We start from the raw sequence: 26,395 nt of genomic DNA, 5'->3' as shown, positions 1-26,395 counted from the left end.
TATTTAGTCAATGCCGGGAGGAAGTGATGAACAGTGCCGTTTTCGCTGAAGAGCAATACCAAGCGCCGCAAATGGGCGAACTAGCCCCCTACCAGGACGGTCCATCACTAACTGAGGCAGTGCCCACCGATGAAGGCATCCGCCTTACATGGCAGGATGGCCAGCACACCATGCTACCGCTACTTTGGCTGCGCGACCATTGCGCCTGCCCTGCCTGTCGGCACCCGCAAACCCGCGAGCGCTTGTACCTGCCGCTTGAGGATATCAGTGAAACGCCAGCAATCGAACTTGCGGGTGGACATCTCTACCTGACCTGGCAGGATGGCCACGAAAGTGCCTTCCACAGCGGATGGCTTTACCAGCGCCGCCCGGAAGCCGAGATCCCCACGGCCGTTCCATCGCTGACCCCCTGGCGGGATCAGTTCACCCCTGAGCGCATCCCCCATGCCGATTTCCTGACGCCCGACGGCGAAAAAGCCTGGCTGACGGCCATGTTGCGCGATGGTCTGGCGCTGATCACTGAAGGCCCGCTGGTTGAGGAAGAAGTCAGCCGCCTGGCGGAGCGTATCGGCCCCCAGCGTGCCACCAACTTTGGCTCGCGCTTTGATGTCCGCTCAAAGCCCAACCCCAACAATGCCGCCTACACCGCCGTCGGCCTGCCGCTGCACATCGACCTGCCCAACTGGCGTCAGCCGCCGGATATTCAACTGCTCTACTGCCTGCAGAACGAGGCGAGTGGCGGTCAATCGCTGTTTGCCGATGGCGCACGGGTGGTCAACGCATTACGCCAACAGAATCCGGAAGCCCTGAAGATTCTGAGCGAAACCGCGATCGATTTTCGCTTTCAGGACGACACGCACGACATTTCAGTGCGTGAGCCGGTCATCAAGCTCGACGCTGACGGCAACCTCATCGAAATGCGCCTCAACAACTGGATTCGCGACACGCTGCACCTGCCGGCGCCCAAGATGGCCGCCTGGTACCGCGCCTACCGCGTTCTATGGCAGTTGTTTCACAGCGAGGCGCACCAGATCGAGTTCACCCTACTACCCGGCCAGATGGTGGCGTTCGATAACCGCCGTGTCCTCCATGGACGGCGCGAATTCGACCCCAACAGCGGCGCACGTCACTTGCAGGGCACCTATCTAGACCGTGACATGCTCGCTTCCAAGCTTCGTGTTCTGGCGCGTACTGCATGAAACAGTTCATGAAATAGCGCGTGAGAAAGCGCATGAAAAGATGCATGAGAAGCACATGACGAGCATGCATTGACAATAAACCAAGCAAGGAGATCGTATGACACATCTGAAACCTCTCGCCTCGGGCATTGCCTTTGCCAGTGCAGCGCTGTTTGCTTCAGCAGCCCACGCCGATGACCAGACCCTCGACTTTGGCGTGCCTGCCTGGCCAGGCATTACCGTCAAGACCGCCATCGCCGAGCAGCTGCTCAACCCGCTAGGCTACGAGACCACGACCCAGGAAATCGGCCTGCAGGTGATTTACCAGGGTATTGAAAGCGGCGATATCGATGCCTTCCTGGGTGCCTGGCTGCCGGCTCAGCGTGAGATGTTCAACCCGCGCAAGGAGTCCGGCGTACTGGTCGATGTAGCCAACAACGTCGATGGCGCGCAAATGACCCTGGCCGTGCCGGAATACCTTTATGAAGACGGCCTGCAAAGCTTCGCCGATCTGGATGATTACCGTGACCAGTTGAATGGCGAAATTCATGGCTTTGGTGCCGGTTCAGCGGCCAGCGAAATCCTCAACAACGCCATTGATAACGACACCTGGGGACTCGGCGACTGGCAATTGGTCGACACCAGCGAAGTCGCGATGCTCTCCGCCGCCCGCGATTCGATCTCTCGTGAAGAGCCCATCGTATGGGTTGGCTGGACACCGCACTGGATGAACCTTGAGTTACCAATGCGCTATCTCGACGACGAGAAAGACCTGTTCGGCGAGAACAATGGTGAAAGCGAAGTGCTCACGCTGATGCGTTCCGGCTACGCCGACGCCAACCCCAATGTCGTGACGTTCTTTGAACAGTTCACCTTCAGCGCCGAAGAACAGAGCTGGATGATCCAGCAGTTCGGCCAGGAAGAGCGTGAACTGGACGGTGTCGCCGAGCAGTGGATCAACGAAAACGCCGAACGGGTGGAAGCCATGCTCGCCGACGTGACCACCACCGACGGCGACCCCGCCTGGCCGGTTATCGAGAGCCAGCTTAACGAGTAACAAGCGCCGTTAACGTTGTCGAGGGAGCTACTTTTCCATCTGGTTTTCCATATGACCGCCATGGAGGGCGGGGATGCCGGAGTCGCCGGGAGTATTTCCCGGCCCTGGAAAAAGCCCCTCGCTTCAACCTGCCCCAGCACCCCGTTATTGAGTCTTTGTAAAAGGCGACTGATTAGGGGTCAGCTTTCCCGGTAAGTGTCGCCATGACGCGTCGCTGGCCGCCCTGCTCGCGATGTTCGCCGAGCCAAACCCCCTGCCATGTTCCCAGCACCAAGCGGCTATCACGCACCGCCAGTGTCAATTGAGTTCCCAACAGGCTTGCCATGACATGGGCAGGCATGTCATCCGGGCCTTCCAGCGTATGACGGAAATAATCCAACCCCTCCGGCACCAATCGACGCATGAAGGCGTCCATATCATGGCGAACATCCGGGTCGCTATTTTCATTGAGCGTCAGCGAGGCCGAGGTATGCAGTAGCTGCAGGTGCAAAACGCCCATCTCACATTCCGCCAGCCAGGGTAGAGCCTCGACCAGCTCGTGGGTGATAAGATGAAAGCCCCGTGGCCGCTCGGTTAGGTGAATTTCATCCTGATGCCACATAACCATCGCCTTAACATAATGAGTGAGTCACGCTATTCATTGTTATGGGCGACGCCCGGATTAGCAACCACCCGTCACCTCAGGAGCAGACAATGTTAAAACCATGGAAGGTGTTAAAACCATGGAAGGTCGTCCTTGGCAGTGCTGCCATTGCCGGTTGTACCGGCATTCCCGACGGTACTCAGCCCGTTACCGGCTTTGAGCTGGACCGCTACCTGGGCCAGTGGTATGAAATCGCCCGGCTGGATCATTCCTTCGAGGAAGGACTTCAATGCGTGACGGCGACTTACAGCCTTCGCGAGGATGACGGCGTCCGAGTGATCAACCGCGGCTACAACCCGGAGGAACAGGCCTGGGATGAAGCCGAAGGGCGCGCTTACTTTATCGACGATGACGATATCGGACGACTGAAAGTCAGTTTCTTTGGCCCCTTCTACGGCGGTTACAACATTCTGGCGCTGGATGATGACTACCAGTGGGCACTGGTATCAGGCCCCAACCGTGATTACCTTTGGATTCTTTCGCGGACGCCGGACATGGACAGCGAGCTGGAAAACCGCCTGCGCGAGCGGGCGGCCGAGCTGGATTTTCCAACCGACGAACTGATTGATGTCGCCCATGGAGAAATATGCCCCGAGCGCTAAAGCGGCATGGCAGGCACGCGCATGGCCATTTCTTCCTGAAGGTAATCGATAAAGGCACTGATGCGCCTGGGTATATGACGACGATGCTCAAATAGCGCGTAGAAATCCGCACGCACGCCTTGCCAGCCGGGTAACAACGGCACCAGCGCGCCACTGGCAAGGTGCTCGTTGACATCCCACCAGGAACGCAGCATCACCCCATGACCTTCGAGCGCCAGGCGGGTCACCACCTCGCCGTCATTACTGGCAAGTCGACCGCTGACTTTTACCGATTGAACATTGGCTGGCGAGCCGCAGCGCTCGAACCTCCACACTGGAAAATCACTGTCGTTTTCACGGATGACCAGACAGCTATGCTGCGCCAGATCGGCAGGCGTGGTTAACGCAGGCATCCGTTCGAGGTAGCCGGGCGATGCGCAAAGCACGCGACGATTGACCAGGATTCGCCTGGCCACCAGGCGGGAGTCCGGCGGCTCGCCGATGCGCACCCCCACATCAAAACCGTGGTCGCTTAGATTCAGCGGAAAATTGGTCAATTCCAGCCAGCTTTCAATCGCCGGGTTCTCGACACAAAAGCCGGACAGCAACGGCGCGACATGTCGCCTGCCAAAACCAAAGGTGGCGTTTACCCGCAATCGCCCGCCAAGTGCCTGGCTGAACGAATCCCCGAGGCCATTTTCCAGCTCGTCGAGCTCTTCAAGAATCAGTCCCCCTCGGGCCAGATAGTGCTCACCCTCAGCCGTCAGTGTCAGGCGCCGCGTGGTTCGCGCCGCCAGCATCACGCCCAGCCGGGCTTCCAGCTGTTTTAGCCGCTTGCTGACCGCCGAGAGCGAGAGACCCAACTCCCGCGCGGTAGCGGTCAAACTACCAGCCCGCGCCAACTGCTGAAAAAATGCCAAATCATCCAGGGGAGTCACTGATTCTTTACCTCAAGGCAACAATAGCTTGCATCATAGACTAATTATCTTCTTTGCTATAGGGACTACACTCACCTTACAACGACACGCTACCGCATCGCTCATTGTGCATAGCTCATAGTAAATAGCTCTAGTAAATAGCTCATTGCGCCTACCTAAACAGGAGTCACCATGGCCCACCGTATTGCAGTGATTGCCGGCGACGGCATTGGCACCGAAGTCATGCCCGAAGGCATCCGTGCGCTGGAAGCTGCCGCCAAGCGTTTTAACATCCCGCTGGAATTCACCACCTTTGAGTTCGGCAGCTGCGACTACTATCTGGAACACGGAAGCATGTTGCCGGATGACTGGTTCGAGCAGCTGAAAGGCTTCGACGCCTTGTTTTATGGCGCGGTGGGCTGGCCCGACAAGGTGCCCGACCATATTTCCCTGTGGGGCTCGCTGTTGCAGTTCCGTCGCCGCTTTGATCAGTACATCAACCTGCGCCCGTGCAAGCTGATGCCCGGCATCAAAAGTCCGTTGGCAGGCCGCGAGCCCGGCGATATCGATTTTTACGTCGTGCGCGAAAACACCGAGGGCGAGTACTCGAGCATCGGCGGCAAAATGTTTGAGGGCACCGAGCGCGAAATCGTCCTTCAGGAAACGGTGATGAGCCGCACCGGCATTGACCGGGTCCTCAAGTACGCCTTTGACCTGGCGCAGACCCGCCCGCGTAAAAAGCTGACCTCAGCCACCAAGTCCAACGGCATCTCGATCACCATGCCCTACTGGGATGAGCGCGTGGCGGAGATGGCCAACAGCTATCCAGAGATCGCCGTGGATAAATTCCATATCGATATCCTGACTGCCAACTTTGTGCTGCACCCGGACTGGTTCGACGTGGTGGTGGGCAGCAACCTGTTCGGCGATATTCTTTCCGATTTAGGCCCCGCCTGTACCGGCACTATCGGCATTGCGCCCTCGGCCAACATCAACCCGGAAGGCAACTTCCCCAGTCTGTTTGAGCCGGTTCACGGCAGCGCACCGGATATTGCCGGCAAGGGCATCGCCAATCCCATCGGCCAGATCTGGTCCGGCGCCATGATGCTCGAACACCTGGGTTATCAAGAAGCCGGGGAAGCAATGGTCACGGCCATTGAAGCCGTACTGAGTGACGGCAATAGCCAAGCGCTCACCCGCGATATCGGCGGACAAGGCAGCACGGAAAGCCTGGGCAAGGCCATTGCCGAGCGAATTGGCGCGCACTGACGTCGTCTTGATCACTCATTAGCATAGGCCGACACTGACGTCGCGACTGGCTGCCCGAACAAGCCCAACCGGGCAGCCAATGTATGACTTCCAACTCTTTATGTTCTACATTTTCCTGAGAGCGAGTGAAGCCTGCTTCACTCGCTCATAACAAGTTTTCAAACAACAATCAGGACAATGCTATGAAACTCGGACGCCGTCAGTTTCTTTCGGCAACGGCCACCCTGGCCGCCGTCGGTACATCACCTCAGCTTTTTGCGTGGCAGTCCTCACCTGGCCCTACCCCGGAGCGATATCCCATCGACGCCTGGCAGGTCGAGGATCAACGCTTCAGTAATTACATGCTTTTCAATAGTCCTCTGGAGCGACACTGGAGCGGAGGGCTCTGGGCAGAGGGACCCGCCTGGAACGCCATCGGTCGCTATGTCGTGTTCAGGGATATACCCCGTGCCAAGCAGATGCGTTGGGACGAAGCCACGGGGCAGGTCAGCGTTCTTAGGGACAATGTCGGGCACTCTAACGGCAACACCTTCGATCATCAGGGTCGGCTAATCGCTTGCGAACACTACCCCTCACGCGTTCTGCGCTACGAGTGGGATGGCAGCACAACGGTGCTTGCCGAGCGCTATCAAGGCAAGCCACTCAACGCCCCCAATGATGTCATTGCCCTACCGTCAGGAGGCGTGATTTTCACTGATCCCGGCTATGGTGCTCACTTCGACTATGAAGGGAAAAAACGCGACCTGGAACTCGACACGGCGATCTATTACGTTGATGACAGCCTCGATGAACCCATCATGCTGACCGATGACATTCATAAGCCAAACGGTATTGTCATGACACCGGATGGCGAGGGATTCTACGCAAGTGACAGTGCGCCTACCCATTTCGACGAGCCTGCGCGAATTATCCGCTGGACGCTTGGCGAAGATGGCCGCAGTGTCAGCGACCGGCAAGTGATCGTGACCAGCGAAGATACGATTTTCGACGGCATGACGTGCGATGTAGATGGCAATATCTGGTCAAGTGCCAATGGTGGAGAAGGCATCGACGGCGTCGTGGTCTTCTCCCCGGAAGGCACCTTGCTCGGACGTGTCTTGCTGCCCGAAGTCTGCTCGAACGTGTGTTTTGCGGGTCAGGATCGAAACCGGCTATTCATGACCGCCAGCCAATCCGTCTACACCATCTATACGGCGGCACGCGGCGCCTAGCCATTGGCGATACCTGAACGAGAGAAGCCTCGCCGGATGATGCCGACGAGGCTTTCTTGTGCCACAGCTGCAAGCGATTAGCTGGCCAGTTTGGCCGCGATGCCTGCAACATGCTCACCCTGGAAGCGGGCAATTTTCAGTTCGCGATCATCCGGCTGGCGAGAACCATCACCACCGGCAATGGTGGCGGCGCCATAGGGTGTACCGCCACTTACCTTGGAAATATCGAACTGCTCTTCGATACCATAGCCAATCGGCACGATCACCATGCCGTGATGGGCCAATGTGGTCCAGGTAGACGTGATGGTCATTTCATCGCCGCCGCCGGTGCCGGTAGAGGTAAACACGCTGGCCACCTTGCCGCGCAGCGCGCCATTCGCCCAGAGCCCACCAGTCTGGTCAAAGAAAGTACGCATCTGACCGGCCATGTTGCCAAAGCGCGTGGGGGTGCCAAAGATGATGGCGTCGTAATCGGCAAGCTCCTGTGGCGTTGCTTCAGGCGTCGTGAAATCCTGCTTGCCACCGGCATTCTTGAAGGCTTCTTCCGGCATGGTTTCCGGCACGCGCTTGACGGTAACCTCCACGCCATCGACGCTCCTGGCACCCTCGGCAACGGCCGCCGCCAGCGTATCGATGTGACCATACATGGAATAGTAAAGCACCAGTACTTTCGTCATTGCTCACTCCTTTGCGCTGCGATTGATGATGTCTGAGTTGATAAACACAACATAACGCAGTAGCGCGTAGAAAAAAGCGAATGTTTTCGACCGCGAGCATCGATTTCATCGATGCTCTGCCATTTGCGCTTTCGTCGTTCGCTGACTAGCTTTTACTTCACCCCTGCATCCATGGAGAAAGGAATGACAATTTTCGAAGCGTTACGTAAAGACCACGATATTCAGCGCGACCTCCTGGCGCGCCTGGTGGAAACCCATGGCGACAGCGATGAAAGGGAGCAGCTCTATCAGCAGGTTCGCGCGGAATTGAAATTTCACGCCAATGCCGAAGAGCGCGCGCTTTACATCCCCATGATGGACGTTGACCTGACCCAGGAAAAAGCGCGCCACAGCGTGGCTGAGCACCACGAAATCGACGAAATGATCGAGCTGCTCGACGACACCGATTTCAGCGCAACCAGTTGGCTGACCCACGCCAAGAAACTCCAGCACCTGGTCACCCATCACCTGGATGAAGAAGAACACGAGGTCTTTCAGCTCGCCGGACGAGGCCTTGAAGACCCGCAGAAAACCGCGCTTGCCGAAGAATACAACGAAGAAATGCAGCGCCAGCGTTCAGCTTGACCATCGAGCAGGATCGATAACGCCCGAGTTGCACAGCAAGTAGCTCCCGGGCGTTTTTTATCGGCAATCTTTCACGATGCCACCGCGCTTTTTCATTCGAACGACGCCCAGGGTTGCCGGTCAAGCGGAAGATGGTAAAGGTAGGCCACGTTTATCAGCTTGTTGCACTGCCAATGACACAACACAACGTTACCCGGCGAAGTTCTCTCTCTGGCGCTGTTACCCGCCACGAGGTGCCAGCATGCTAGGCGAGTGGCTGGACTGGACCCTCGACGAGCAGCGCGATACGCCCCGCAAAGGCACCTTTGCCAGTGGTCGCTTCGACATCAGCGCGCCCGGCGTTATGCGCCTGACGCCGCACCGTCAACGGCCCGATGCGCACGCCTGTATCTTTTCAGCCGCCATTCACGGCAACGAAACCGCCCCCGTCGAACTGTTAGGTGCCTGGCTGAGCGAACTGGAAGCCGGAACGCTAACGCTCGGCGCCCCGGTGCTGGTGATTCTTGGCAATATTCCTGCTCTCAAGGCCCAGCAGCGCTTTATCCACACCAACCTCAATCGACTCTTCGAGCGCGGGCTCTCTGCGAGCGGCGACGAGCCGGACCGGGCGCGCCAGCTGATGGCCGAGGTTGATGACTTTTTCAGCGACAACGCTGCATTACCCAAGCTCCACTACGATCTCCACACGGCGATTCGCGCTAGCCTCTACCCGCGTTTTGTCGTGGAGCCCTATGGGGATAGCGACACACACAGCGAACAGTGGCAGTGGCTGGCCGCTGCCGATATGCAGGCCGTGTTGCACCAGCACCAACATAGCTGGACATTCTCCCACTACAGCAAGCATTATCACGGCGCTCAATCGTTTACCTTCGAGCTGGGCCGGGTAGCGCCGTTCGGGCAGAACGACATGGCATCGCTTACGCCGATGCAGGCCCTGCTGGGTCGGCTCAGCGAAGGCACTACACCGGCGGAAAGTGACATTGAAGCGGTGACGTTTTTCCGCGTACGGCATGAGTTGATGCGCCACGGCGACCATTTCACGCTGTGCTTCGACGATGACACCCCCAATTTCACCCATTTTGCGCCTGGAACCTGCTTAGCCAACGACAGCCAAACCGGTGAATATCGGGTGGGCGATACCCCGCTCCACGTGGTATTTCCCAATGCCAACGTTGAAATTGGCGCGCGCGCCGCGCTCTTGGTGGTTCCCTGCGCACCACCCACAAATGCTTAAGGGATGACAACAACAATCCACTGGCGATGATCACCTGCTTGACGTTGTCTACGACTAACGTTGAGCCATTAAAAACACCAGGAGAACGTGCATCGGCCGTTTAGCCTGATAGAATCGCCCCTTTTTTCGCGCCAGCCGCCACCAACATTCACTGTTGCCGCGGCAACCCAGTATTGGAGCCAAGCACATGGCCGCTACGCCTATTCCTCTTGAAGTGCGTAATATAAAAAAACGCTTCGGCGATACGGAAGTTCTGAAAGGCCTTTCCCTACAGGCCCATAAAGGGGATGTCATCACCCTCATTGGGGCATCAGGGTCGGGTAAAAGTACCTTTTTGCGCTGCATGAACCTGCTTGAACAGCCTGACGAAGGCGACCTTTACGTGCACGGCGAAGAAATCCGCTTCAAGAACACCCGCCGTGGCCGCGAGCCCGCCGACTGGAAGCAGGTGGTGCAGATGCGCGCCAAGCTGTCGATGGTGTTTCAAAGCTTTAATTTGTGGGCACACATGACGCTGCTCGAAAACATCATCGAGGCGCCGATCCATGTACTGGGCAAACCCAAGAAAGAAGCCATCGAGCACGCCCATGCACTTCTTGAAAGGGTCGGCCTGACGGCCCGTGCGAATGCCTACCCAGCGCAGATGTCGGGTGGCCAGCAGCAGCGTGGCGCCATTGCCCGCGCGCTGGCCATGGACCCGGAGGTCATGCTGTTCGATGAACCCACCTCGGCGCTGGATCCTGAACTGGTGGGCGATGTCCTCAACGTCATGCATGGCCTGGCCGAAGAAGGCCGCACCATGGTGGTGGTCACCCATGAGATGGGCTTTGCCCGGGACGTCTCCAGCCAGGTGATTTACCTCCACGAAGGCATGGTGGAAGAAGCGGGGCCGCCTGAAGAACTGATCGGCAACCCTCAATCTCCGCGCCTGCAGCAGTTCCTGGCGCCCAAATACTGATACGCGAGGCTCACTATGCTTGATCTTCATGGTTACGGCCCGCGCTTGCTGGAAGGCGCCGGCGTAACGCTTCAGCTAGCCCTGTTATCGCTGCTTCTCGCCGTGGTACTCGGGCTTATCACCGCCAGCGCGAAGATGTCGCGCAGCTGGCTGGCCCACCGTACCGCGACGCTTTACACCACCGTTATCCGCGGCGTTCCCGACCTGGTGCTGATGATGCTGCTGTTCTTCGGCGGGCAAATCGGCGTCAACATGATCACCGACTGGCTGTACTATCAATTTGATATCGATATTTTCATTAATATCAATGAGTTTGTCGCGGGCGTCGTGACCATCGGGCTGATTTTCGGCGCCTACATGGGCGAAACCTTTCGCGGCGCCTTCATGGCGGTGGATCACGGCCAAATCGAAGCCGGCAAGGCTTACGGCATGAGCAATTCACTGGTATTCCGGCGCATCCGCTTCCCGCAAATGATGCGCCACGCCCTGCCAGGCCTGTCCAACAATTGGATGGTATTGCTAAAGACCACCGCGCTGGTCTCGGTCATCGGTCTTTCCGACATGGTCCGCGTGGCGTCCGAGGCCTCCAAGGCCACCCGCGAGCCGTTCACCTTCATGATTGTGGTGGCGCTCATTTACCTGTTGATCGCCAGCGTCTCGGAGTGGATATTTATCCGCCTGCAAAAGCGCTATGACATCGGGTACGGGGAGGCAGACTAATGGAATCCCTACTTACCTGGCTGGAAACCCAGCTCGCCGATAACAGCATTTTCACCCTGCAAACGCTGGCCCACTACGGCGAAGGCCTGACGACCACCGTTCAGCTCGTTTTCCTCTCGCTGATTATCGGGCTTATTGCGGCGGTGCCGCTCGCCATTGGTCGCGGTTCCAGGCATGCCTGGATCAAATGGCCAATCTTTGCCTACACCTACGTCTTTCGCGGCACCCCGCTACTCATCCAGCTCTACCTGATCTACTACGGTGTGGTCTTCGTTGACGGCATCCAGGAGACCTGGCTGTGGCTCATTCTGGAAGACCCTTTTGTACCGGCATTGATTGCCTTCACGCTTAATACCGCCGCCTACACGACCGAAATCTTTCGCGGTGCTATCAAGTCTACCTCGAAAGGCGAAATCGAGGCCGCGCGGGCTTACGGCATGTCCCCCGGCTTGACCATGCGTCGGATCATCATTCCCAGTGCCTTCCGGCGCGCCCTGCCCGCCTATGGCAATGAAGTGATTTTCATGCTCCACGCCAGCGCGATCGCCAGCGTGGTCACCATCATGGACCTGACCGGTGCGGCGCGCTTTGTCTATGCCCGTTACTACGCGCCCTTCGATGCCTTTTTATTCGTCGCGGCCATTTATCTGTGCCTCACCTTTGCGATTCTGTATTTCTTCCGCCATCTGGAGAAAAAACTGCTGGCCCATCTACAACCCCAAACCGGGTAGTGTGAAACAAACGTTAGTTCATACGTCGACAAAACATTGTTGTCGGCGCTAAGCTGACGAAGGTTATGTTCCTCACCACTTGGTGAATTACGTCCATCAGGAGACTCATAATGAAAAAAGTCCTAACACTTTCTCTACTTGGCCTGGCGATGGCTGCATCCAGTGCCCAGGCGCAGGATTACGAAGAAGTTCGCATCGGCGTGGATGTTCCCTACGAGCCAATGGAATACCGCACCCCTGACGGTGACCTCACTGGCTTCGATATTGATCTGGGCAACGCCCTTTGCGAAGAAATCGGCGTTAGCTGCGAATGGGTTGTTCAAGGCTGGGACGGCATCATTCCTGGCCTCCTGTCACGTAAATACGATGCCATCATGTCGTCCATGACCATCAACGATGATCGTCGCGAACAGGTGCTGTTCTCAGACCCCTACATCACGCCGCCGTCTGCCTGGTTTGCCCCTGCAGGCGTCGAGTTTGACGCCGTCAACGAAGAGACGCTCACCGGCATGACTATCGGTGTACAGCGCGGCACCCTGCAGGACAACTACGTCACCGACATGTATGGCGATGTGGCGGACATCAACCGCTATGCAACCGCCGATGACATGGTGCTGGACATGGAATCCGAGCGTCTGGATATCCTGTTCCTCGACTTCCCGGTGGGCAAATCCACCCTGCTGGAAAGTGAAGAAGGCGACTACATCGTTGTCGGCGACATGCTGACCGAGCCGAAAGAATACTTCGGCGACGGTTTCGGTATTGCCTTCCGCCAGCGCGATGAAGCACTTGCCGAGCAGTTCAACGAAGCCCTTGAAACCCTTCGTGACAACGGCACCTACGACGAAATCTACGCGCGTTACTTCGACGCAGAGTAAGCAATCCCCCTCCCCAGCCTTATGGGGAGGGACTTCTTCTGCCTTATCGACCGCCTTACCTATCTCCATCACCGCCTGACCTTTCTCGCCTCCCCGACCAAGATTCATTGAGCCTTAAGTGAACCGACGCTCTATCTCTCGGTCTTTGCATTAGTAGAATTATCCATTGATAAGCCCCACTTAGCGTCATTCACAGGGAGGTACCATGGCGGTTTCAGCAAAACCCTCATCGCACTGGACAGGCTGGGCACAGTGGCTCGCCCTGTTCACCATGACCATGGACCATGTGACGCGCTATGTAATACCCGATGGCTGGGGGCTCGAGTGGGTGGGGTCATCCGTGGGCCGTATTGCCTTCCCGCTGTTTGCCGCGATGGTCGCCTGGCACGGCCTCTTCAATACGCGTAACCCGATGCGTTACGCCCGGCGCATGCTGATTATCGGGATGATCGCGCAACTGCCTTACATGCTGATGCCGCGTGAATCCGACGCTTTCATTCTCAATATCTGCTTTACCCTGGCTACCGGCCTCGCGCTGGGGTCACTGGTACGGCTGGGTTGGCAGCACTATCAGCAGGAAAGCATTCACTTTGGCTGGCTGCTGGGCGGTGCCGCGGCAGGGGTCACCCTATGGTATCTACTCGGCTTTTGGGTCGAATATAGCCACTACGGATTGCTTTTGATTCCCTTGCTGATGTTTGCCATGCAGGCGCTGAACGACGCCGAGCGTCATTTCTCAGCGCGGCTATGGGCAGGGCTGGCGGCTTTTCCGGCCTTGTGGATAGCGGGCCAGATGAATGCTTCCGATATGGCCAAGTCCTTTACGGTAGGCACCTGTATTATTGTTCTGGTGCTGGCAGCAGGCGCCGCACAGCGCATACCCACCCTGCAGTGGACCATGCCCAGGCGCTTATGGCTGGCCTGGTATCCTGGTCATTTCGCCCTGATTGCGCTATGGCTCCTGGTCAGCGGCCAGTTCAGCTAGTCGAATCCTCAGCAGGGGAACGGAACCGGGCCCGTTTTTTCGCTTCATCCAGCATCCACGGCTGATAGCGTCGATACTGGGCGCGGCCTCCCATTTTGGCTTGGTACATGGCCAGGTCGGCTTGTTTCAATAACTCGTCATGCTGACAGCCACAAGCTTGAAAACAGGTGTAACCAATACTTGGCGTCACATCTACCCAATGGGTATCCAGCTTATACGCACCCGAAAGCGCATGCTGTACCTCCTGCATATACGCTTCAGACCAGTCGACCAGCGACTTTGACGTAGTGGTATTGGTCAACGCCAACAGCACGAACTCATCACCGCTGAGTCGAGCGGCCATGTCGCCTTCGTGTAGACACCCTGCCAGGCGGCGCGCTACCTGAATCAGCAAATCGTCACCGGCAGCGTGGCCAAGCGTATCGTTGATCAGTTTGAAACGGTCCAGATCCATGAACAGCAGCAGGCCACTGGCGGACTTTTCATCGGTGCAAAGCGCCTCAAGCCGCTCGATGAACATGCGACGGTTTGGCAGGTCGGTCAATGAATCGTAGTAGGCCTGGCGGTAGATCGTCGCTTCGCGGGCAGCCATGCTGACCCGCAGTGAAATATTGTCGTGAATGATCAGCCCCAGGCGCCGACTGGTGACAGTCAGCAGCCCTAAAAACACCGTCATTATGATGCCCATCATGGTGTGGGTTGGCACCGCGGACGTCACGAACATCCATTGCAGAGGCAGACCAATCGGCAATATGAACAAGAGTACTATCCACCAAATCGCCGAAAGCATGGTCACGCAACCGGCTGCCACCCCCGACAGGATAATCGCCAGTGCCGCGATGTATTCAGGTCGCTCGGGGACAAACATAAGAAAACCGGCCGTTCCCCAAACGCACCCCGCCACAAAGACAGTGAACGCAAACCAGAATATCCATTTCGGTTGCGCTTGTGATGACGCGTCAGACTGCAGAAACAAGGAAGCCAGCCGCAAGCGAATCAGAGAGATAGCAATAATGGCGACCAGCCAGCCGATCAGAACAGCGGGAGCGACGACCTCCCACATGATGCTGACCAAAAGAAGTGCCCCCAGAATACCGGCATACACGGGCTGCCATAAATTGCTGTAGAGGATGCGCACTTTTTCACTGATCAGGCTACAGGACTCATCAGGATCTTCACGCTCAAACCGGCGCCGCAGACCCGACAGGATCGCCGCACTCAAGGACTGTGGCATTTAAAAACATCCCCTTCATAGCATTGCCCACACTTATCACCTGAGCCCAGGCGTTCGAGCCTTTTGATTAACCGGCGACTCGATCTCTTTTAGCCGATTTACGAGAACATGGCGACAAAAGCTTGCGTTTGAACTCTGCGGCCAGCTCAGTTGGCAGCGTTTTCAGCAGGCATCCCGGCATTGGCCAGTTTTTGCGCCTCCTCCCGCATCCATGGCTGGTAGCGGCGGCGCTGCGCGCGCCCTTCCATCTTGGCCTGGTACATGGCCAGATCGGCTTCCTTCAGCAGTTCACCATGGTCACAGCCACTGGTCTGGAAGCAGGTGTATCCCATGCTTGGGGTCACGTCCACCGAATGGCTTTCCAACCGATAAGGCGCTGACAGGGCATACTGGACGGCCTGCATATAGTCCTCGGCCCAGTCTTCCAGGGCCTTGGGCGTGGTGGTAGGGGTCAACGCCAGCAGCACAAATTCATCGCCGCTCAGCCGTGCGGCCATGTCGCCCTTGTGGAGACAGCCTTCCAGGCGGCGTGCCACCTGGATCAGCAAATCGTCACCGGCAGCGTGGCCCAGGGTATCGTTGATCAGCTTGAAACGATCCAGATCCATGAACAGCAGCAGACCACTGGCGTACTGATCATGGCCGCAAAGGGTTTCCAGGCGCTCGATGAACATGCGCCGATTGGGCAGATCGGTCAGCGCATCGTAGTAGGCCTGGCGGTAAATAATCGCCTCATGCTGCTTGCGCTCGCTGAAATCTTCGATCATGGCCACCCCACCGACCATCTCCTGGCGAGTACTATGCACCCCGTTGAAAAAGGCGCGCAGCGGCGTGCCTACAGAGGCTTTGGGGAGTTGATAAGTCCCCTCATAGTAACCGGTGCCCTGGTTCAAGGCGTCGCTGACCGCCCGGGCAACCGCTTTATCCGCACCTGGGGCCAGCATGCAGTAACCCATTAGCTGACCACGCTCAACGCCAAGAATCTCCAGTAGCTTGCCGTTACAGTCGGTAATGGTGCCCTGATCGTCAAAGTGCAGCACGCCAAGCGGCGACTGATCAAAAATCGACCGGTAGCGGTCCTCGCTTTCCATCAACTGCGCCTCGCGCGCCGCCATGTTGACGCGCAGCGAAATATTATCGTGGATGATGCGGCTCAAACGGCGGCTGGTCACGACGATCAACCCCAGAAATAGCGTCAGCATCGAGCCGATCAGTAACGAAAGCGACGACCCAAGCAGAAAAAACTGCACCATCAATGGCAGCATGATGGGCAGAACAAACCCAAGCGCCACCCACCAGATAGCTGAAAGCGTCGTCACCCCGCCCGCTGAGATACCGGCGACCACAATCGAAAGCGCCGCCACCTGGCCAGGGTGATCGCCGGTGAACAGTGCAAAGCTGCCCAGGCCCCATACGCTACCCGCCGAGATGGCGCCGATGCTGAACCATCGCAGCCAGCGCTGGCGCCGCTGCTCCAAGGCCGGTAAGCGTTGAAAGCGGTAGGCCAGGCCAAGACGCAAGCCTGAGACCATCGCTAACAGTGCCAGCCAGCCGATTAGCTTCCAGTGCGCCACCACCGGCCAGAGCGCAGCTACCAGCAATATGCCACCCAGCACGCTGGCCAGCACAGGCGACCACAAGTTTTCATATAACAGGCGAACTTTTTCGCTGCGCAGGCTTTTCAGCGTGGCATGGTGGTCACGCTTGAAACGACTTCGCAGACCCGACGCGTTAGCCGTATTAACAGGGTGAGGCATACAAAGTCCCTTGCAAGGTGCCAAGCTGACTTTTCAGCCAGTCTTATTGATGAATCCGTCTGGCCCTTTTTAGCCGATTTTTTAATGCTTTGCGACTGAAGTCAGCGATTGGCGCGTTTGCGCATAAAAAAGCCGCCTTGAAAGGCGGCGATTCGGCTTAAAGAGTTGATTCAAAACTCCACGATACAGGCGGCGCGCCCGGCAACAGCGCCTGACAGGTACGCACTTTTTCAAGCAGTTCGGCGTGGGTGTCCGCCACGATATTGAGATGCGCCAGCTTGCGCCCGGCCCGCTCGGTCTTGTCGTAACGGTGCAGGTGGGTGTTAGACAACGCCAACAGCGCCGCATTGTCGCCCTCCTGACCGATGACGTTGACCATGCAGGTCGGTGCAACCGCCTGGGGACTGCCCAAGGGTAGCCCCTGTACCGCTCGCAGGTGGTTTTCAAACTGGCTGGTCACTGCACCGTTCATGGTCCAGTGGCCCGAATTATGCACCCGCGGCGCCATTTCATTGGCCAGCAGGCTGCCGTCGCGGGCCTGGAAGAGCTCCAGTGCCAGCACGCCCACGTAATCCAGTTCATCCAGCAGCGAGCGAATATAGCGGTCTGCGGTTTGCTGAACGCTTGCGTCGATGTCCGGCAGCGGCGCGACCGAATAGCGCAGAATGCCATCCACATGCTGGTTTTCCGCCATGGGGTAGAACACCACCTCGCCATCGCGGCCGCGCACCGCAATGATCGAAACTTCACGCACGAAATCGACAAAGGCTTCGACAATCAGTTGGCGGTGGCCGATCTCACGCCAGGCGTCAGCCGCCTGCTCAGGCTGTTTGAGCACCGCCTGGCCTTTACCGTCGTAACCTTCGGTGACGGACTTCGCCACTACCGGGCAGCCCAGTTCACGGGCGGCGGCTTCAAGCTGCTCGGCACTCTCGACAATACGATAGGCGGGTGTGGGAATCCCCAAACGGTCGAACAGCGCCTTCTCTTCCACGCGGTTCTGGCATACTTCAATGGCGCGGCTGCCGGGATAGACCGGCTTATGCTGCTCAATATCGCGCACCAGCTGAACCGGCAGGTGTTCGAATTCGTAGGTCACCACATCGACCTTTTCAAGAAACGCCGCCAGGTGCTGGTTGTCAGGGTCGACGATGACCTCGCCAATGCCGGCGCTGGGGTTACCGGTGGTATCCAGGAAGGTGAAACGATTACCCAGCGGGTAGCCCGCCAGGGCCAGCATGCGGCCTAGCTGACCGGCACCCAAAATGCCGATGTTATGGGCAATGACAGACTGCATCGCAGGCCTCCTTATTCGGCTTCCGGGTCGGGACGTGGGTCCGGGTTATCGAGCACTTTCTGGGTCTGTTCGGCGCGGAACGCTTCCACCGCATTGCGCACGTCGGCATCCTGCAAACCCACAATTTGTGCCGCCAGCAAGCCGGCATTGGTCGCGCCCGCTTTACCAATCGCCAGGGTGCCGACCGCAATGCCACCCGGCATCTGGGCAATGGATAGCAATGAGTCCAGCCCTTTCAGCGACTTGGACTCCACCGGCACGCCCAGCACCGGCAGCGGCGTTTGCGAGGCCACCATGCCCGGCAGATGGGCAGCACCGCCAGCGCCCGCCACAATCACCTGCAGGCCCCGCTCGGCAGCCCCCTTGGCATAGTCGAACAGCAGATCAGGCGTGCGGTGCGCCGACACGACGCGGGTTTCATAAGCCACGCCCAAACGCTCCAGCATGGAAACAGCGTGTTCCATGACCGGCCAGTCCGATTTTGACCCCATAATCACACCCACTTTGGGTGCGCTGTTCGACGACATGCCATCACTCCTAGGCCCGTGGCCTTATCCATACGCTCAATATACCGTGCCTCACACGAGAGGACAGACGAAAAAATAAGGGGTTAGTCTACCAGAGCCAAGCCCCTTGCGGGGGGCCTTCCGCGCCATGAAATTTTCATCAAAAAAGGTATTGAAATGCCCCCCGGTTGGCGGCATTGTGTCTTTGTCACTTCAGACTGATGGAGCCTCATGAGTACGGCACGCTCAATTGCACACGCGGATCTGCACGACCCTCCGCGAAGCAGCCCTGACCTCGATGTCAGGGAACTCGAAAGACGTACGCGCTTGATGCGCATTATCACGCGTCTGATTGCGGTATCAGACATGGGAAGCCGTGAAATCGCCCGCCGAGCGGGGCTACCCGTTCAGAAGGTCAGCGACCTGCTCGCTGGAAAGCTTGAGCACCTTAACGTGGATGAACTTCACGTTTTGCGTCGCACGCTGGAAGTGGAGGCGCCATAGCGAACAGATCCTCTACGCCTCCTATTGGATGTTTTTCTCTCGCTATATCGGCCGCCCTTGAAGCGGCCGTTTTTGTATCCGCTTCATGCAACGGCCTCAGGGTGCAATCAACACGCCGCCGAATGCCACCACGATCACCACCGCCCAGGCAGGCAGTTTCCAGACAGTCAGTAGCAGGAAGCCGGTGAGCGCCAGCGCAAACTCGGGAGCGCCAACAATCGCACTCGTCCATACTGGATCATAGAGCGCCGCCCCAAGAATACCGACTACCGCTGCATTGGCACCGCGCATCAGCGCCTGAGCCCACTGCCACTGACGAAAGTGATTCCAGAATGGCAGTACCCCCACCAACAGCAAGAACCCCGGCAGGAAAATCGCCAGCAACGCAAGCGTCGCTGTCAGCAAGCTACCGCCTGACGGTATCAACGCGCCCAGGTAAGCCGAAAAGGTAAACAGCGGCCCGGGTATCGCCTGGGCGGCACCGTAACCGGTCAAGAACGCGTCGGCGGAAACCCAGCCCGACTGCACCACTTCCGCCTCTAACAGCGGCAACACCACGTGTCCCCCGCCGAACACCAGCGCGCCTGCTCGGTAAAAGGCATCGGTGATATCCAGCCAGACCGCCATGCCGGCCAGCAGGGGCAGTAACACCAGCAGCCCACCGAACAGCACGAGGGCGATGATGCCGACCAGGCGCGACACCGGGAAATGCAGCGGATCACTTTCAGCGGCCGCGGCCACGCCCCGGCATAGCAAAAGCCCGGCGACGCCGCCCAGCACAATGGCACTTACCTGCCCCAACGGCCCGCTGATGGCCACCACGGCAAATACGGCGGCCAGGGCGATACCCGCGCGGGTAGGATCCGGGCATAGATTGCGTGCCATGCCCCACACCGCATGGGCAACAATGGCCACGGCGACGACCTTCAAGCCATGAATAATACCGCTGGCAATCGGCCCCTCCAGCACCGCAGCGCCAAAGGCGAACAGCACCAACACAATGGCCGACGGCAGGGTAAACGCCAGCCAGGCCATGGCAGCGCCCCAGGGGCCCGCCCGCATCAGCCCCAGGGCAAAGCCCACCTGGCTGCTGGCCGGGCCAGGTAGAAACTGACACAGCGCCACCAGATCCGCGTAGGCGCTTTCCGTCAGCCACTTCCGGCGCGCGACAAACTCGGTGCGGAAGTAACCCAGATGCGCCACCGGCCCCCCAAAGGAGGTGAGCCCGAGCAGCAGAAACGCCTTGAAGACCTCGCTGACCCGTGACGTCTTGGAGTTCGCTTGCGTCGCCATTGAAACGTTTCCTTTACGCCAATAAAAACGCCAGGTTATCCCTGGCGTTTGACATGCAGATGACAGCGCTAGACTTACTCTTCGTTGTCGGTGACCGCGCCAGTGCTGGCGGAACTGACGAGTCGAGCGTACTTGGCCAGCACGCCACGGCGGTAACGCGGTGTCGGCTGACGCCAGGCGGCACGGCGGCGAATCAATTCGTCGTCGGAAACCGCCACTTCAATGGTGTCGGCCACCGCGTCGATGGTGATGGTGTCGCCGTCTTCCACCAGCGCCAGCGGGCCGCCCTCGAACGCCTCGGGGGACACGTGGCCCACGACGAAGCCGTGGCTGCCGCCGGAGAAGCGGCCGTCGGTAATCAACGCCACATCGCTGCCCAGCCCACGGCCCATGATGGCCGACGTCGGGGTGAGCATTTCGCGCATGCCGGGGCCGCCCTTGGGGCCTTCGTAGCGAATCACTATCACGTCACCGGCGACCACGGTGCCGTCGTTGATGCGCGCCTGGGCTTCCTCTTCAGAACCGAACACTCGTGCCGAACCACTGAACCGCGTGCCTTCCTTGCCGGTAATCTTGGCCACCGCGCCTTCCGGGGCCAGGTTGCCGTGGAGAATACGCAGATGGCTTTCGGCCTTGATGGGGTTACCCAGCGGGGCGATGATTTTCTGGTCCAGCGGGTACGGTTCAACGTCGGCGAGGTTCTCGGCCAGCGTCTTGCCGGTGACCGTCAGGCAGTCGCCGTGCAGCAGGCCTGCGTCGAGCAGGATCTTCATCAGCGGCTGAATACCGCCAATCGCCACCAGCTCGCTCATCATGTAGTGGCCGCTGGGGCGCAGGTCAGCCACGACCGGCACGCGCTTGCCGATCTCGGTGAAGTCCTTGAGCGACAGTTCGACGCCAATGGTGCGCGCCATGGCCACCAGGTGAAGCACGGCGTTGGTCGAGCCGCCCAACGCAATGACCACGGTCACGGCGTTTTCAAACGCCTCGCGGGTCATGATATCGGAAGGTTTGATGTCGTTGGCCAGCAGCGCCAGCACGGCTTCGCCCGCCGCCTCACAGTCCTCGCGCTTATCGCGGGAGATGGCGTTCTGCGCCGAGCTGCCTGGCAGGCTCATGCCCAGCGCTTCAATCGCCGAGGCCATGGTGTTGGCGGTGTACATGCCGCCGCAGGAACCCGGGCCAGGAATCGCCGTTTCCTCGATGTTCTTGAGTTCGATCAGGTCGATATCGCCGCGGGAGTGCGCGCCCATGGCCTCGAAGACCGACACGATATCGGTATGCCCCTCGCCGGGCATGATGGTGCCGCCATAAACAAACACGCTGGGGCGATTGAGCCGCGCCAGGCCCATCACACAGCCGGGCATGTTCTTGTCGCAGCCGCCAATCGCCACCAGGCCGTCAAAGCCTTCGCAGCCCGCCACGGTCTCGATGGAATCGGCGATCACCTCGCGGGACACCAGCGAGTACTTCATGCCCTCGGTACCGTTGGCGATGCCGTCGGAAATGGTGATGGTGTTGAAGATCACACCCTTGCCACCCGCCGCGTCCGCGCCGTCACGGGCATGCTCGGCCAGCTCGCCAATGTGGCTGTTGCAGGGGGTCACCATGCTCCAGGTCGAGGCAACGCCGACCTGGGGCTTTTTGAAATCGTCGTCGTTAAAACCCACCGCGCGCAGCATGGCACGGCTGGCGGCTTTACCTGGGCCATCGACCACAGAGGAAGAATGACGGCGGGAATTTTGTGATGACTCGGTCATGGGGATAGATCTCTCAACTTTGTTCACGGTATCGGCATAGCTTGGCGATGCCATCACTTTCGCGCAAGGCTAAAAGAGACATAAGTTCATTATCCTATGCCCATTATTGCCAGGAACGAGCATCATGAGGCAGATCACAACGCGGATCATAGGCTTCTAATTAATCATTTTCGTTTAGGCCTGAGTATTTAACTCTGGCAGTACAATCATCCCACCACGCCAGCTTGTAACGCTTTAACATACCGAAGAAGGTCATCGGCGCGGCCTTCGCTCACTAATTGCTCAGGCGTTTTATAATCAAAGGCACCGATAGGCTCATTTCGGAACCAAAACAACGCATCGTGGAAATCACCATTAATATCAGCCGCCGCACCTAATACCCTAAGAGCATCACGCAGATAGCGTTGGAGCTTCTCCGCGCCCTGCGCCCTGGAGATAGTCGTGCGATGCACGTGCGCGTGACTGGCCAACGTTTGAATATCCATGCTCAGCGCGCTGGCAAACAGCTTAGGATTGATGAGCGGCTGGCGCTCTTCTCGAGCGACGCCTTTCAAGTCAGCAAGAAATCGCGCGAAGGAGTCTGGTGCTTGATAGCCCATCGGTTCGCTATGTGATTCTTCTATTGCCGTCGCCATGACAAGCCTCCTGCTGCGCTTATGCAACCAAAAAACAACATATATTCATCATAGCAGTTAAAAACCAAGATGCTAACGCATTGAGCTTTGGACAACCACTTATGGCACCATACCCTTAGCCACCACCACCGCCGTGAAGGAATCTCGCGCATGCCCGCCAATTCGCTGCTTTCGCCAACATCGCTAACGCCCGGGTTCATGGTGGTGCATGGCAATCGCCTGGAAGATTTGCGCGGGCTGGCGGTGGAGTGGATGCGCCTGCACCCGCTGGGGCCGCTGGAGAACGAAACCATTCTGGTGCAGAGCAACGGCATCGGGCAGTGGCTGAAGCTGGCGCTGGCGGAAGACCCGGACAACGGCGGCGCGGGGATCGCGGCGGCGCTGGACGTCATGCTGCCCGCGCGGTTCCTGTGGCAGGCCTACCGCACGGTGCTGACTCACGTATCGAACAACGAAGACGCCGTGCCAGAAACCTCGCCGTTCGATAAATCTCGCCTGGTCTGGCGGCTGTTACGTCTGCTGCCCACCCTGGCCGAGCAGGACGTGTTTGCCCCGCTGGCGCAGTTTCTGGAAGTCGACCGCGACCAGCGCAAGCACTACCAGCTGGCCGAGCGGCTGGCGGACCTGTTCGACCAGTATCAGGTCTATCGCGCCGACTGGCTGGACGCCTGGGCCAACGGCGACGACGTGCTGATCACCGCCCGCGGCGAAACCCGCCCCCTGGAAGACCACCAGCGCTGGCAGCCCGCGCTGTGGCGCATCTTGCGTGAGGATGTGGCCGCCACCCAGGGCGATGCGGGCCTCGACAGCAGCCGCGCCCAGGTGCATCGGCGCTTTTTGAAGGCCACCGAGCAATTGGACGGCCAGACCTGCCCGCCGGGCCTGCCCCGGCGGCTGATCATTTTCGGCATCTCGTCGCTGCCCCAGCAGACGCTGGAAGCCCTGGCGGCGCTCTCGCGCTGCTGCCAGGTGGTGCTCTGCGTGCACAACCCCTGCCAGTTCTACTGGGCGGATATCATCGAGCACAAGGACCTGCTCCGCGCCAGCCGCTACCGCCAGCGGCGCAAGACCGGCATGCCCGAAGCGCTGGACGTACTGGGCACCGGCGACGCTGACGATGCCCTGCACCTGCATGCCCAGCCGCTGCTCGCCGCCTGGGGCAAGCAGGGCCGCGACTACCTGCGCCTGCTGGACGAGCACGACGACACCGGCGACTACCAGACCCTGTTCGAGCAGCAGGCGCTGCGCATCGACATGTTCGAGCCGTTCTCCGGCGAGCGCGGCTGCCTGCTCAGCCAGTTGCAGGACGACATCCGCGAGTTGCGCCCGGTGGCCGAAACCCAGACCCACTGGCCCGCCCTCGACCCGGCGGATGACTCCCTGGTGTTTCATATCGCCCACGGCCCCCAGCGGGAAGTCGAGATTCTCCACGACCAGCTGCTCGCCGCGTTCAGCGCCGACCCCGAGCTGCGCCCGCGGGACATCATCGTCATGGTGCCGGACATCGACCGCTACGCGCCGCACATCGACGCAGTATTCGGCCAGCTTCAAGGCGACGACCCGCGCTTCATCCCCTACACGCTTTCCGACCAGGCCAGCCGCCATCGACTGCCGATGATGATCGCGCTGGAAAAGCTGCTGCGCCTGCCGGAGCTGCGCCTGTCCGTCAGCGACCTGCTGGACCTGCTCGACGTGCCCGCCCTGCGCCAGCGCTTCGGGCTGGAAGAACGCGACCTGCCGGTGCTGGAGCGCTGGATGGAAGGCGCGGGCATCCGCTGGGGGCTGAATGCCAAACAGCGCCAGACTCTCGAACTGCCCGGCGGGCTCAGCCAGAACACCTGGGCCTTTGGCCTGCGCCGCCTGCTGCTGGGGTATACGGTAGGTGAAGGTAATGCCTGGCAGGGCATCGAGCCGTTCGACGACATCGGCGGGCTGGAAGCGGGCCTTGCTGGCCCCTTGGCGACGCTGCTGGAAAAGCTCGAAGCCACCTGGGAGACCTTCCGCCAGCCCACCGATGCCGCCAGTTGGGTCGAGCGGCTGCGCACCCTGCTGGAAACCTTCTTCCTCACCGACGACGCCCAGGAAAGCGTCATGCTCACCAAGCTGGAAAACGGCCTGCAGCAAATCCTCGAAAGCAGCCGCGAAGCCCAGCTGGAAGACCCGCTGCCGCTTTCCATGGTGCGCGAACACTGGCTGGCGCAGATCGACGAGCACAGCCTTTCCCAGCGCTTTCTGGCCGGGGCGGTGAACTTCGCCACGCTGATGCCCATGCGCGCCATCCCCTTCAAGCGCGTGTGCCTGCTGGGCATGAACGACGGCGAATACCCCCGCTCCCAGCCGCCGCTGGACTTTGACCTGATGGGCAGCGACTACCGCCCCGGCGACCGCTCCCGCCGGGAAGACGACCGCTACCTGTTTCTCGAAGCGCTGCTCTCCGCCCGGGACCAGCTCTACATCAGCTGGGTCGGCCGCAGCCAGATCGACAACACGCCGCTGCCGCCCTCGGTACTGGTCGGCCAGTTGCGCGACCACCTGGCCGCCGGCTGGCACTTTGAACACGGCGCCCCGCTGCTCGACGCCCTGACCACCGAACACCCGCTGCAGCCGTTCAGCCGCGCGTATTTCCAGGATGGCAACGACGCTGGGCGACTGTTTACCTATGTTCATGAATGGCGTGGGGCCCATGTATGGCGAGATGAGCACGCGCCGCGTGCCCCCCAGGCCGCCAAAGCGCCGTTACCCAAGCCGGAAAACGCGCCCTCCAGCCTTAATCTCGGTCAACTGGGCGGCTTTCTGCGCGAACCGGTGCGTACCTTCTTCAATACCCGGCTAGGGGTGTATTTCGAGCAGGAAGCCATCGCCGAGCTGGACGCCGAACCCTTCGCCCTGGACGGCCTGCAGAACTGGCAGCTGCAGGACCGGCTCATCGCCGCCCAGCGCCACGCGGTGGACAACGGCGAGCCACGCCTGGAAGCCCTCGACGCCCAGCTTGAGCGCTTCCAGGGTCAGGGTGTGCTCGCCATGGGGGCCTTTGGCGAGCGCATGCGCAACGCCCTGGCCGAGCCCATGGACGACCTGTTCAGCGCCTACCAGGAAGCACTGGACCAGTGGCCCATCGCCTTGCCCGCGCCGGAGCCGGTTCGCGTAGAAAGCGCCGACGGCATCGTGCTGGAAGACTGGCTGAACGAACTGCGCCAGAACGAGGCCGGTGACCGCTGCCGCCTGCTGCTGCTCAGCAGCAGCCTGATCAGCCAGGGCAGCGGGCGCGGCCAGTACCGCTGGACCCATCTGCTGCGCCCCTGGGTCGCCCATCTGGCGGGCAACCTCAGCGGCCCGATGACCACCCAGCTACTTTCCAAGGCGGGCAACATCACGCTGGACCCCATCGCCGCCGACACCGCCCGCGCCCACCTGGACACCCAGATGACCGCCTGGCAAGCAGGCCTTGAAGCCCCACTACCGCTGGCCCCCCAGGCCGCCTTTGCCTGGTTGACCAAGCTAGGCACGCCGGAGATCGCCGAAGACAAAGGCCGGGAAAGCGACGCCTACGCCGCCGCCGAAGGCGCCTATGACGGCGGCCGCTTCCAGACCGGCGAAGTCGCCCAAAGCGCTTACCTTAGCCACCAGTGGCCCCGCTTCGAGCGGCTATTCAACGAGCAAACCCAACACGGCCACCGCTTCGCCGCGCTGACCGAAGCGCTCTACGCCCCGCTGTTTTATGCGGTAAAGGGTTAGACTCGATACAG

At 59.5% G+C, this 26,395-nt stretch carries 24 protein-coding genes; 14 read left to right on the top strand and 10 right to left on the bottom strand.

Annotated elements, in window-relative coordinates:
* Positions 1 to 26: 26 nt before the first annotated feature.
* Together IT895_RS05005 and IT895_RS05000 are read left to right on the top strand one after the other, a co-directional pair.
* Entirely contained in the window at positions 27 to 1,199 is a 1,173-nt protein-coding gene (locus IT895_RS05005) for a TauD/TfdA family dioxygenase (RefSeq protein ID WP_233337374.1), read from the top strand.
* 97 nt (positions 1,200 to 1,296) lie between these two features.
* The gene (locus IT895_RS05000) at positions 1,297 to 2,235 is read left to right on the top strand and encodes an ABC transporter substrate-binding protein (RefSeq protein ID WP_085919830.1); all 939 of its coding nucleotides are present in this window, start codon (positions 1,297 to 1,299) and stop codon (positions 2,233 to 2,235) included.
* Positions 2,236 to 2,407: 172 nt separating this feature from the next.
* Here the strand turns inward: IT895_RS05000 and IT895_RS04995 are convergent, their stop codons facing one another.
* Entirely contained in the window at positions 2,408 to 2,836 is a 429-nt protein-coding gene (locus tag IT895_RS04995; RefSeq protein ID WP_085919831.1) for a secondary thiamine-phosphate synthase enzyme YjbQ, read from the bottom strand.
* 92 nt (positions 2,837 to 2,928) lie between these two features.
* Between IT895_RS04995 and IT895_RS04990 the strand changes: the two genes are divergently transcribed.
* Positions 2,929 to 3,480, top strand: coding sequence for a lipocalin family protein (locus tag IT895_RS04990; RefSeq protein ID WP_199284893.1), 552 nt, complete (start codon positions 2,929 to 2,931; stop codon positions 3,478 to 3,480).
* Here IT895_RS04990 and IT895_RS04985 read toward each other — a convergent pair.
* A complete protein-coding gene (locus tag IT895_RS04985; protein WP_085919833.1) occupies positions 3,477 to 4,397 on the bottom strand; it encodes a LysR family transcriptional regulator in 921 nt (306 codons plus the stop codon). The genes IT895_RS04990 and IT895_RS04985 overlap by 4 nt on opposite strands.
* 171 nt (positions 4,398 to 4,568) lie before the next feature.
* Here IT895_RS04985 and IT895_RS04980 point away from each other — a divergent pair, with 171 nt between their 5' ends.
* Positions 4,569 to 5,645 (top strand): tartrate dehydrogenase, encoded by a 1,077-nt coding sequence (locus IT895_RS04980; protein WP_199284892.1) that lies wholly within the window; start codon positions 4,569 to 4,571, stop codon positions 5,643 to 5,645.
* Between the two features lie 182 nt (positions 5,646 to 5,827).
* The gene (locus IT895_RS04975; RefSeq protein WP_199284891.1) at positions 5,828 to 6,856 is read left to right on the top strand and encodes an SMP-30/gluconolactonase/LRE family protein; all 1,029 of its coding nucleotides are present in this window, start codon (positions 5,828 to 5,830) and stop codon (positions 6,854 to 6,856) included.
* 77 nt (positions 6,857 to 6,933) lie between these two features.
* Here IT895_RS04975 and wrbA read toward each other — a convergent pair whose 3' ends face one another.
* On the bottom strand, positions 6,934 to 7,533 hold the full coding sequence (gene wrbA / locus IT895_RS04970) for an NAD(P)H:quinone oxidoreductase (protein ID WP_085919836.1): 600 nt from the start codon (positions 7,531 to 7,533) through the stop codon (positions 6,934 to 6,936).
* Positions 7,534 to 7,716: 183 nt separating this feature from the next.
* Here wrbA and IT895_RS04965 point away from each other — a divergent pair, with 183 nt between their 5' ends.
* The 7 genes from IT895_RS04965 to IT895_RS04935 all read left to right on the top strand — a co-directional run bounded on the left by IT895_RS04965 (position 7,717) and on the right by IT895_RS04935 (position 13,663).
* On the top strand, positions 7,717 to 8,157 hold the full coding sequence (locus IT895_RS04965) for a hemerythrin domain-containing protein (protein WP_085919837.1): 441 nt from the start codon (positions 7,717 to 7,719) through the stop codon (positions 8,155 to 8,157).
* 241 nt (positions 8,158 to 8,398) lie between these two features.
* Positions 8,399 to 9,391, top strand: coding sequence for a succinylglutamate desuccinylase (locus IT895_RS04960; protein ID WP_199284890.1), 993 nt, complete (start codon positions 8,399 to 8,401; stop codon positions 9,389 to 9,391).
* 187 nt (positions 9,392 to 9,578) lie between these two features.
* On the top strand, positions 9,579 to 10,349 hold the full coding sequence (locus IT895_RS04955) for an ABC transporter ATP-binding protein (protein WP_085919839.1): 771 nt from the start codon (positions 9,579 to 9,581) through the stop codon (positions 10,347 to 10,349).
* Positions 10,350 to 10,364: 15 nt separating this feature from the next.
* Positions 10,365 to 11,069, top strand: a complete 705-nt coding sequence (locus tag IT895_RS04950) for an ABC transporter permease (RefSeq protein ID WP_085919840.1) — start codon at positions 10,365 to 10,367, stop codon at positions 11,067 to 11,069.
* Positions 11,069 to 11,800 (top strand): ABC transporter permease, encoded by a 732-nt coding sequence (locus IT895_RS04945; protein ID WP_085919841.1) that lies wholly within the window; start codon positions 11,069 to 11,071, stop codon positions 11,798 to 11,800. The genes IT895_RS04950 and IT895_RS04945 overlap by 1 nt, the downstream gene beginning before the upstream one ends.
* A gap of 110 nt (positions 11,801 to 11,910) precedes the next feature.
* Positions 11,911 to 12,678 (top strand): transporter substrate-binding domain-containing protein, encoded by a 768-nt coding sequence (locus IT895_RS04940; protein ID WP_085919842.1) that lies wholly within the window; start codon positions 11,911 to 11,913, stop codon positions 12,676 to 12,678.
* A 205-nt stretch (positions 12,679 to 12,883) separates the two neighbouring features.
* Entirely contained in the window at positions 12,884 to 13,663 is a 780-nt protein-coding gene (locus IT895_RS04935) for a TraX family protein (RefSeq protein WP_199284889.1), read from the top strand.
* Here the strand turns inward: IT895_RS04935 and IT895_RS04930 are convergent.
* From IT895_RS04930 to purE, 4 genes are all read right to left on the bottom strand, one after another.
* The gene (locus tag IT895_RS04930; protein ID WP_199284888.1) at positions 13,656 to 14,897 is read right to left on the bottom strand and encodes a GGDEF domain-containing protein; all 1,242 of its coding nucleotides are present in this window, start codon (positions 14,895 to 14,897) and stop codon (positions 13,656 to 13,658) included. The two genes, IT895_RS04935 and IT895_RS04930, sit on opposite strands and share 8 nt — an antisense overlap.
* 146 nt (positions 14,898 to 15,043) lie before the next feature.
* On the bottom strand, positions 15,044 to 16,654 hold the full coding sequence (locus IT895_RS04925; protein ID WP_199284887.1) for a diguanylate cyclase domain-containing protein: 1,611 nt from the start codon (positions 16,652 to 16,654) through the stop codon (positions 15,044 to 15,046).
* A 157-nt stretch (positions 16,655 to 16,811) separates the two neighbouring features.
* Complete coding sequence (locus tag IT895_RS04920) at positions 16,812 to 17,951, bottom strand: 5-(carboxyamino)imidazole ribonucleotide synthase (RefSeq protein WP_199284886.1); 1,140 nt, start codon at positions 17,949 to 17,951, stop codon at positions 16,812 to 16,814.
* An 11-nt stretch (positions 17,952 to 17,962) separates the two neighbouring features.
* On the bottom strand, positions 17,963 to 18,478 hold the full coding sequence (purE, locus tag IT895_RS04915; RefSeq protein WP_085919847.1) for a 5-(carboxyamino)imidazole ribonucleotide mutase: 516 nt from the start codon (positions 18,476 to 18,478) through the stop codon (positions 17,963 to 17,965).
* A gap of 210 nt (positions 18,479 to 18,688) precedes the next feature.
* Here purE and IT895_RS04910 point away from each other — a divergent pair, with 210 nt between their 5' ends.
* Positions 18,689 to 18,961 (top strand): XRE family transcriptional regulator, encoded by a 273-nt coding sequence (locus IT895_RS04910; protein WP_085919848.1) that lies wholly within the window; start codon positions 18,689 to 18,691, stop codon positions 18,959 to 18,961.
* 96 nt (positions 18,962 to 19,057) lie between these two features.
* Here the strand turns inward: IT895_RS04910 and chrA are convergent, their stop codons facing one another.
* The 3 genes from chrA to IT895_RS04895 all read right to left on the bottom strand — a co-directional run bounded on the left by chrA (position 19,058) and on the right by IT895_RS04895 (position 22,649).
* Positions 19,058 to 20,254, bottom strand: coding sequence for a chromate efflux transporter (gene chrA, locus IT895_RS04905; RefSeq protein WP_199284885.1), 1,197 nt, complete (start codon positions 20,252 to 20,254; stop codon positions 19,058 to 19,060).
* Between the two features lie 74 nt (positions 20,255 to 20,328).
* Positions 20,329 to 22,014: a dihydroxy-acid dehydratase gene (gene ilvD / locus IT895_RS04900; protein WP_085919859.1), complete on the bottom strand. Its 1,686-nt coding sequence runs from the start codon at positions 22,012 to 22,014 to the stop codon at positions 20,329 to 20,331.
* Between the two features lie 206 nt (positions 22,015 to 22,220).
* The gene (locus tag IT895_RS04895; RefSeq protein WP_199284884.1) at positions 22,221 to 22,649 is read right to left on the bottom strand and encodes a DUF2384 domain-containing protein; all 429 of its coding nucleotides are present in this window, start codon (positions 22,647 to 22,649) and stop codon (positions 22,221 to 22,223) included.
* Between the two features lie 150 nt (positions 22,650 to 22,799).
* Here IT895_RS04895 and recC point away from each other — a divergent pair, with 150 nt between their 5' ends.
* Positions 22,800 to 26,384, top strand: a complete 3,585-nt coding sequence (recC, locus tag IT895_RS04890) for an exodeoxyribonuclease V subunit gamma (protein ID WP_199284883.1) — start codon at positions 22,800 to 22,802, stop codon at positions 26,382 to 26,384.
* Positions 26,385 to 26,395 lie beyond the last annotated feature (11 nt).

The organism is Halomonas sp. A40-4 (genome assembly GCF_015767635.1).
GTDB classification, from domain to species: Bacteria; Pseudomonadota; Gammaproteobacteria; order Pseudomonadales; family Halomonadaceae; genus Vreelandella; species Vreelandella janggokensis.
This window is presented reverse-complemented; position numbering and strand designations above follow the sequence as displayed.